Source organism: Streptomyces sp. H27-H1, assembly GCF_026627445.1.
Classification (GTDB): domain Bacteria; phylum Actinomycetota; class Actinomycetes; order Streptomycetales; family Streptomycetaceae; genus Streptomyces.
The window spans coordinates 23,460-31,844 of sequence record NZ_JAPNLJ010000068.1 but is presented as its reverse complement, the minus strand read 5'-3'; the positions used below and the strand labels follow the sequence as shown (position 1 = coordinate 31,844).

The following is an 8,385-nucleotide window of genomic DNA, read 5'->3' as shown; positions in this document are numbered from 1 at the left end:
CAACGCCACCGGCCCCGCGCTACGAAGCTTCGTAGCGCGGGGCCGGTGGCGTTGTGGGGGAGTGCTCTAGCCGAGCGCCGACTTCACGACGTCCGCGAGGCGCCCCGCGACCGAGCGGGCCTGCTCGATGTCGGCGGCCTCCACCATCACGCGTACGAGCGGCTCCGTGCCCGAAGAACGCAGCAGTACGCGCCCGGTCGTGCCCAGCTCCCGCTCCGCCTCGGCGACGGCCGCGGCCAGCTCGCCCGAGGTGGTGACCCGCGACTTGTCCACGTCGGGGACGTTGACCAGCACCTGCGGCAGCCGCCGCATGACACCGGTCAGCTCGGCCAGCGACTTGCCGGTGGCCACGATCCGGGCCGCCAGCATCAGGCCGGTCAGGGTGCCGTCACCGGTGGTGGCGTGGTCGAGGATGATCACGTGGCCGGACTGCTCGCCGCCCAGCGCGTACCCGTGTTCCTTCATCGACTCCAGGACGTACCGGTCGCCGACGCCGGTCTGCACGACGTGGATGCCCTCGGACTCCATGGCCAGCTTGAAGCCCAGGTTCGACATCACGGTGGCGACCACGGTGTCCTGGCGCAGGTGCCCGGACTCGCGCATCGCCAGCGCCAGCACCGCGAGGATCTGGTCCCCGTCGATCTCCGCGCCGTCCGCGTCCACGGCGAGGCAGCGGTCGGCGTCCCCGTCGTGCGCGATGCCCAGAGCGGCCCCGTGCTCGATGACGGCCTGCTTGAGCAGGCCCAGGTGGGTGGAGCCGCAGCCGTCGTTGATGTTCAGGCCGTCGGGCTCGGCACCGATGGTGATGATCTCCGCACCGGCCCGGGCGAAGGCCTCGGGCGAGACGCGGGCGGCAGCGCCGTGCGCCTCGTCCAGGACGATCTTGAGCCCGTCGAGGCGGTTGGGCAGGACACCCATGAGGTGGGCGACGTACTTGTCGAAGCCCTCGTCGTAGTCGGAGACGCGGCCCACGCCGGCACCCGTCGGCCGCTCCCACGGAGCGCCCGTGCGGTGGTCCTCGTAGACCGACTCGATCCGGTCCTCCAGCTCGTCGGCGAGCTTGTGACCGCCGCGCGCGAAGAACTTGATGCCGTTGTCGGGCATGGCGTTGTGGCTGGCCGACAGCATGACGCCGAGGTCGGCGCCCAGCGCACCGGTGAGATACGCCACCGCCGGGGTGGGCAGCACACCGACGCGCAGGACGTCCACGCCCGCGCTGGCGAGGCCCGCCACGACCGCGGCCTCCAGGAACTCGCCCGAGGCCCGGGGGTCCCGGCCGACCACCGCGGTGGCCCGGTGACCCTCGAAGGTGCCCGCCTCGGCAAGTACGTGCGCGGCCGCCACGGAGAGGCCGAGCGCCAGCTCGGCCGTCAGATCCGCGTTGGCGACGCCTCGTACACCGTCCGTCCCGAAGAGTCGTCCCACTGTTGTCCTCCCGAGTTCACACTTCACTATGAGCAGTTGTGCCAATTATTTGCCGCTTTTGGCGGTAAACGAACCGCCCCGGCAGCACAGAGTGCTGCCGGGGCGGTTTCGGTGCTGAACAGCAGGCGTGATTAACGCTTGCTGTACTGCGGAGCCTTACGGGCCTTCTTGAGACCGGCCTTCTTGCGCTCGACCGCACGGTCGTCGCGGGAGAGGAAGCCGGCCTTCTTCAGCGCAGCGCGGTTGTTGTCCTCGTCCGCCTCGTTCAGCGCACGGGCCACACCGAGGCGCAGGGCGCCGGCCTGACCGGAAACGCCGCCACCCGAGATGCGGGAGATGACGTCGTAGCGGTTGTCGAGCTCAAGGAGCTTGAACGGCTCGTTGACATCCTGCTGGTGCACCTTGTTGGGGAAGTAGTCCTCAAGGGTGCGACCGTTGATCTTCCACTTGCCGGTGCCCGGAACGATCCGGACGCGGGCGATGGCGTTCTTGCGACGGCCCAGGCCGGCGGCCGGCTGGGGGTCGCCGAAGCGGCCGACAAGGGATTCGGACGTGTAGTCACCCTCGACTACGTCCGCGGACTCGGTGGTGTACTCCTCGACGCTGCCCTCGAACTCTTCTTCGACGACAGGGGTCTCGGCGGTGGTCTCGGCCACGATGCTCCTCAGAATTTTCTATGTCTTAGGGGGTGGCCGGAACTACTGCGCGACCTGGGTGATCTCGAACGGCACCGGCTGCTGGGCAGCGTGGGGGTGCACGTCGCCCGAGTAAACCTTGAGCTTCGAGAGCATCTGACGACCCAGGGTGTTCTTGGGGATCATGCCCTTGATGGCCTTCTCGACGGCCTTCTCCGGGTTGTTCGCCAGGAGGTCGTCGTAGCGGACCGAGCGGAGACCACCCGGGTAGCCGGAGTGGCGGTACGCCATCTTCTGGGTCGCCTTGTTGCCGGACAGGTGAACCTTGTCGGCGTTGACGATGATGACGAAGTCGCCCATGTCCATGTGGGGGGCGAACGTCGGCTTGTGCTTGCCTCGCAGGAGGGCAGCTGCCTGGGTCGCCAGACGGCCGAGGACAACGTCCTGGGCGTCGATGACGAACCACTGGCGCGAGATGTCGCCGGGCTTGGGGCTGAACGTACGCACGCGTATGCCTTCGCTTCTTCAGTGGTGGGTCATCCCGAGGGGGGTGAGCCCGAAGGGACGGGTCCTGACATGGGTCACCACGGACGATCACGACAGCCCTGGTACACATCGGGGACGCAACCCGTGGGTACCGCTGGTCATCGGCCCGGTGGACCGGCGTAAGGCAAATTCACGTGAGAATGAGCAAGCCAATACGCATACAAACCAGCAGGATACCCGTGAAGACCTGGAAGGGTCAAAACGCGGTCCGCGAAGCCGACTCTATTGGCTTCGCGGTGCACTCCGGATCGGTCCTGGGTGGGGACCCCGCAGTTCGTACGAGTTCCAGAGTAACCCGGATCGGCCGCAGCGAACGCCGCATGAGCATTCCGGCCACCGCGCACAGGGTGACCATGTCCCGAAATGCCCGCCTCTTGTGCTCGAACTCCGAGGGCCACGGAATGCCCGCCGTCTGGGGCAGCAACGCCACCCAGAACCAGGGTGACCGGGGCATGGAGCCCGCCCGCACCCCCGACGCCAGCAGCAGCGGGAGCACCACGATCAGGTAGTGGTCGAAGGAGGGACGCGACACCAGGAACGCGGCGAGCATCACCATGCAGGCCGTTTCCACCAGCCGCAGTTCGCCCCCGTCACCGTCCGCCGCGACGGGCCGCCGCCAGCGCCGCCAGACCGCCCACAGTCCGCAGCCGGCTCCCGCGAAGGCCAGCAGCACCGCCAGCGGCTCGGGCACCCCCAGCCGAGGCAGCGCGGCGATCGGCGACGCGTCCCAGGGCAGTGCGTAGGAGTCCTGGCCCTGGAACAGGAACGGCAGGGTCTTGGTGAAGAACAGCATCGGGTGCGGCATCATCAGCGCCCCCGCCAGCGACAGCCCCACCGGGACCCCCACCGCCAGGGCCAGCCCCCGCCACTGCCGTGCCAGCAGGAAGAGCAGCCCGATAGGCACCAGCATCGGCTTGCACGCGATGGCCAGGCCCACCACCAGCCCGGCCGCAGCCCACGACCGCCGCTGCGCCAGCAGCAGCGCCACCGGCAGGGCGGCGGCGGAGATGGCCGTCCAGTTTCCGATCAGCACGAGGTTGACGTACGGCTTGTAGGCCAGCGCGAACAGCCCGAAACCGCCGACCGCGAGCCGCGAGCGCACCGGTACCGAGAACAGCCGCAGCGAGGCCCACCAGCCGAGGCCGACGAGCCCCGTCATCCCCAGCGGCAGCACGCAGCGCAGCAGCGGCGCAGGCAGCAGGGCCTCGGGGATCGCCATGATCACGGCGCTCGGCAGGTACAGGAACCGCTTGTCCTCGTACGGGGAGACCCCGGCGAGCAGGGCGTCGGCCGCCTTGACCACGAAGGCGTTGTCCGAGCCCCAGTTCTCCCGCAGGCTCGCCGAGACCGCCACCGACAGCAGGATCACGAGGCCGAGGAACCGCCAGGACCGGGGCGCCGGCCGCAGGAGCCAGGCCACCCGCCGGTCCACGGAGGAAGTGCTGTCCCATTTCATGACCCAGACACTCGGCCGCAGCCCCACAACGAAGTCCCCTCGACCCAAGCCGGGGGCGGTCTACCCCTAGCGCTTCCGCTCGACCCTACGTTCGTCCCAGACGGGCTCCGTAGTCTCCCGTACAACACCGTCTGAACCGAAGACCAGATAACGGTCAAATGTGCGGGCGAACCACCGGTCGTGCGTGACGCACAGCACAGTGCCGTCGTACGCCTCCAGCCCGTCCTGCAGCGCTTCCGCCGACTCCAGGTCGAGGTTGTCCGTCGGCTCGTCGAGCAGCAGCGCCGTGGTGCCCGCCAGCTCCAGCAGCAGGATCTGGAAACGTGCCTGCTGGCCGCCGGAGAGCTTCTCGAAGGGCTGCTCGGCCTGCCGCTCCAGCTCGTAGCGGCGCAGCGCGCCCATCGCCGCGCCGAGCGGCTTCGCCGCCTCCGTCCACAGGATGTCGACGAGGGTACGGCCGAACAGCTCCGGGTGGGCGTGGGTCTGCGCGAAGTGGCCGGGGACGACCCGGGCGCCGAGCTTCCACGTACCCGTGTGCTTGACCTCCTCCCCCGCCATCAGCCGCAGGAAGTGGGACTTCCCGGAGCCGTTCGAGCCGAGGACCGCGACCCGCTCCCCGTAGAAGACCTCCAGCGAGAAGGGCTGCATCAGCCCGGTGAGCTCCAGGTTCTCGACGGTGATAGCGCGCACCCCCGTACGCCCGCCCTTGAGCCGCATCCGGATGTCCTGCTCGCGCGGCGGCTCCGGCGGCGGGCCGGCCTCCTCGAACTTCTGGAAGCGGGTCTGCATCGCCCGGTAGCGGGAAGCCATGTCCGGGCTGCTCGCGGCTTGGTTCCGCAGCCGCAGCACGAGCGCCCTCAGCCGGGCGTGCTCCTCGTCCCAGCGCCGCTTGAGCTCCTCGAAGCGCGCGAAGCGCTCCTTGCGGGCGTCGTGGAAGGTGGCGAAGCCCTCGCCGTGCACCCACACGTCCGAGCCGTTCGGGCTCGCCTCCAGGCTGATGATCTTCTCGGCGGCCTGGGTGAGCAGTTCCCGGTCGTGCGAGACGAAGAGCACCGTCTTGCGGGTGGCTTCCAGCTGCTCCTCCAGCCACCGCTTGCCGGGGACGTCGAGGTAGTTGTCCGGCTCGTCGAGCAGCAGCACCTCGTCCGGCCCGCGCAGCAGCGCCTCCAGTACGAGCCGCTTCTGCTCACCGCCCGAGAGCGTGCGCACCTCGCGGAACTGCGCGCTGTCGTACGGGATCGCCAGCGCGGCCATGGTGCAGACGTCCCACAGCGTCTCCGCCTCGTACCCCTGCACGTCGGCCCAGTCGCTGAGGGCCTGCGCGTACGCCATCTGGGCGGCCTCGTCGTCCACCGTCAGGATCAGCTGCTCGGCGCGGTCGACGGCCTTCGCCGCATCCCGGATCCGCGGCTGGGCCACGGAGACCAGCAGGTCCCGTACGGTCGTCTCGTCGCGGACCGAGCCCACGAACTGCGACATCACGCCCAGGCCGCCGCTCACGGTGACCGCGCCGCCGTGCGGCTGGAGCTCACCGGAGATCATCTTCAGCAGCGTGGTCTTGCCGGCCCCGTTCGCGCCGACGAGGGCGACGACCGACCCCTCCCCCACCCGGAAGGAGACGTCGGGGAGCAGGACCCGCCCGTCGGGAAGGTAGTACTCCAGGTGGCTGGCTTCGAGATGTCCCATGCCGGGCATTGTCCCGGTCCGGCCCCGATCCGCCCAAACGGATTAGCCGCCACCGCGGACCGGCCCCGCCGGCAGTCCTAACAGCAGCCGGCGCCGGGCAGCGTCCGCAGGTTCCGGGCTTCCTTGCTGCGTGCGGCCAGCAGCTCGTCGGCCGGGTAGCCGACCTCCTCCAGGGTCAGTCCGTGCGGCTTGACCACGTGCACCGAGGAGTCCCGTACGGCCGCTGCCAGCACCTTCCCGGGCCAGTCGGTCGGCCGGTGGCCGTCGCCGACGTGCAGCAGGGCGCCGACCAGCGAGCGGACCATGTTGTGGCAGAAGGCGTCGGCGCGGACGGTCGCGGTGATGATCCCGTCGTCGGCCCGCTCCCAGCTGAGCTGCTGGAGCGTACGGATCGTGGTGGCCCCTTCGCGCTTCTTGCAGTACGCGGCGAAGTCGTGCTCCCCGACCAGCGCGGCCGAGGCCTCGTTCATGGCGTCCACGTCGAGGGGCCACTGGTACCAGAACACGTGGCCGCGACGCAGCGGGTCCACGCCGGCCTGGTGGTCGCCGACGCGGTAGGCGTAGCGGCGCCAGATCGCGGAGAACCGCGCGTTGAAGCCGGCGGGGGCCTCGGCGGCCTTCCACACCCGTACGTCGTGGGGCAGCCGGCCCGCGAGGCGCCGGAGCAGCTTGTCCTGGTGCTCGGCCCACACCTCGTCGCGTACGTCGAACTGCGCGACCTGGCCGCGGGCGTGGACGCCGGCGTCCGTACGGCCGGCCACGGTCAGCTCGACCGGGTCCGGGAGCCGCATCACGGTCTGCAGGGCGGACTCCAGCTCTCCCTGGACGGTCCGCAGCACGCGCTGCTTCGCCCAGCCGGAGAAGTCCTTGCCGTCGTAGCTCAGGTCCAGCCTGACCCGGACGTGTCCGGGCTCCACCTCGTCACTCACGTGACAGATCCTCTCAGGCGAAATCTTCTTGGAAACGCAGAACGGGCCCGCCCCGGTAAGGGGGCGGGCCCGTTCACAGCCGATCAAGCCAGCGTGATCCCGAAGGATCAGGCCTCCTTGGTCTCCTCGGCGGGGGTCTCGACAGCCTCCGCCTCCTTGACCGCGCGCTTGGTGGCGGCCTCGGCCTCACCAGTGGCCTGCTGGGCGACCGTAAGGGCCTCGACCAGCTCGATCACGGCCATCGGGGCGTTGTCGCCACGACGGTTGCCGATCTTGGTGATGCGCGTGTAACCACCGGGGCGGTTCTCGTAGCGCGGGGCGATCTCGGTGAACAGCGTGTGCACGATGCTCTTGTCCGTGATCGTCTGCAGCACCAGGCGACGGTTGTGGATGTCGCCCTTCTTGGCCTTGGTCACCAGACGCTCGGCGTAGGGACGCAGGCGACGGGCCTTGGCCTCGGTGGTGGTGATGCGGCCGTGCTCGAAGAGCGCCTTCGCGAGGTTCGCGAGGAGGTGCTTCTCGTGCGCGGCGCTGCCGCCCAGACGGGCACCCTTTGCGGGACGCGGCATGGTCATACTCCTTCATATCTGCACCGGCCGTGTCAGGTACCGGTGACAGTTCCCCCGGGGCGGACGCCCCGGGAAAGTTTCTTAGTACTGCTCGGTCTCGACGAAACCGGCGTCCGCGTCGTCATCGGCGCCGAAGGCGTCGGCGGCGGCGGTCGGGTCGAATCCGGGCGGGCTGTCCTTGAGGGCCAGGCCCATGCCGGCCAGCTTCGCCTTGACCTCGTCGATCGACTTCGCACCGAAGTTGCGAATGTCGAGCAGGTCGGCCTCGGAGCGGGCAACGAGCTCACCCACGGAGTGGATGCCCTCACGCTTGAGGCAGTTGTACGACCGAACGGTGAGCTCGAGCTCCTCGATCGGCAGCGCCAGATCGGCGGCCAGGGCCGCATCCGTCGGCGAGGGGCCCATGTCGATGCCCTCGGCGTCGATGTTGAGCTCGCGGGCCAGACCGAACAGCTCGACCAGGGTCTTGCCCGCGGACGCCATGGCGTCGCGCGGGCGCATGGCCTGCTTGGTCTCGACGTCGACGATCAGCTTGTCGAAGTCGGTGCGCTGCTCGACTCGGGTCGCCTCGACCTTGTAGGTGACCTTGAGGACCGGGCTGTAGATGGAGTCGATCGGAATACGACCGATCTCCTGGCCGACCTGCTTGTTCTGGACGGAGGAGACGTAGCCGCGACCGCGCTCGACGGTCAGCTCCATCTCCAGCTTGCCCTTGCCGTTGAGCGTGGCGAGGACCAGGTCCGCGTTGTGCACCTCGACACCGGCCGGGGGCGCGATGTCGGCAGCGGTGACCAGGCCGGGACCCTGCTTGCGCAGGTACATCACGACCGGCTCGTCGTGCTCCGAGGAGACGACCAGCTGCTTGATGTTGAGGATGATGTCGGTGACGTCTTCCTTGACACCCGGCACGGTGGTGAACTCGTGCAGGACGCCGTCCACGCGGATGCTGGTGACAGCGGCACCCGGGATCGAGGACAGGAGCGTACGGCGCAGCGAGTTGCCGAGGGTGTAGCCGAAGCCCGGCTCGAGCGGCTCGATCACGAACCGCGAGCGGTACTCGTCTACGACCTCTTCGGTCAGCGAGGGGCGCTGAGCGATAAGCATGGTGATTCCTTCATTCGTGGACGCCCACTATTTGA

Annotated in this window: 8 protein-coding genes; all 8 read right to left on the bottom strand. The window is 69.1% G+C overall.

All coding sequences use genetic code 11. The annotated features are described in order from the left end of the window. Positions 1-66 precede the first annotated feature (66 nt). On the bottom strand, positions 67-1,425 hold the full coding sequence (gene glmM / locus OTB20_RS38315; protein ID WP_267824537.1) for a phosphoglucosamine mutase: 1,359 nt from the start codon (positions 1,423-1,425) through the stop codon (positions 67-69). Positions 1,426-1,556: 131 nt separating this feature from the next. Further along, positions 1,557-2,081 carry a 30S ribosomal protein S9 gene (rpsI, locus tag OTB20_RS38310; RefSeq protein ID WP_267824536.1) on the bottom strand — a complete coding sequence of 175 codons (525 nt, stop codon included), beginning with the start codon at positions 2,079-2,081 and terminating at the stop codon, positions 1,557-1,559. 42 nt (positions 2,082-2,123) lie between these two features. After that, complete coding sequence (gene rplM, locus OTB20_RS38305) at positions 2,124-2,567, bottom strand: 50S ribosomal protein L13 (protein WP_267751556.1); 444 nt, start codon at positions 2,565-2,567, stop codon at positions 2,124-2,126. A gap of 235 nt (positions 2,568-2,802) precedes the next feature. Further along, positions 2,803-4,062: a glycosyltransferase family 87 protein gene (locus tag OTB20_RS38300; protein WP_267824535.1), complete on the bottom strand. Its 1,260-nt coding sequence runs from the start codon at positions 4,060-4,062 to the stop codon at positions 2,803-2,805. A gap of 66 nt (positions 4,063-4,128) precedes the next feature. After that, entirely contained in the window at positions 4,129-5,757 is a 1,629-nt protein-coding gene (locus OTB20_RS38295) for an ABC-F family ATP-binding cassette domain-containing protein (protein ID WP_267824534.1), read from the bottom strand. 68 nt (positions 5,758-5,825) lie between these two features. Further along, complete coding sequence (truA, locus tag OTB20_RS38290) at positions 5,826-6,677, bottom strand: tRNA pseudouridine(38-40) synthase TruA (RefSeq protein WP_267824533.1); 852 nt, start codon at positions 6,675-6,677, stop codon at positions 5,826-5,828. 107 nt (positions 6,678-6,784) lie between these two features. Next, positions 6,785-7,246: a 50S ribosomal protein L17 gene (gene rplQ / locus OTB20_RS38285; protein WP_030154710.1), complete on the bottom strand. Its 462-nt coding sequence runs from the start codon at positions 7,244-7,246 to the stop codon at positions 6,785-6,787. Between the two features lie 81 nt (positions 7,247-7,327). Continuing rightward, entirely contained in the window at positions 7,328-8,350 is a 1,023-nt protein-coding gene (locus OTB20_RS38280; protein WP_267751560.1) for a DNA-directed RNA polymerase subunit alpha, read from the bottom strand. Between the last annotated feature and the right edge of the window lie 35 nt (positions 8,351-8,385).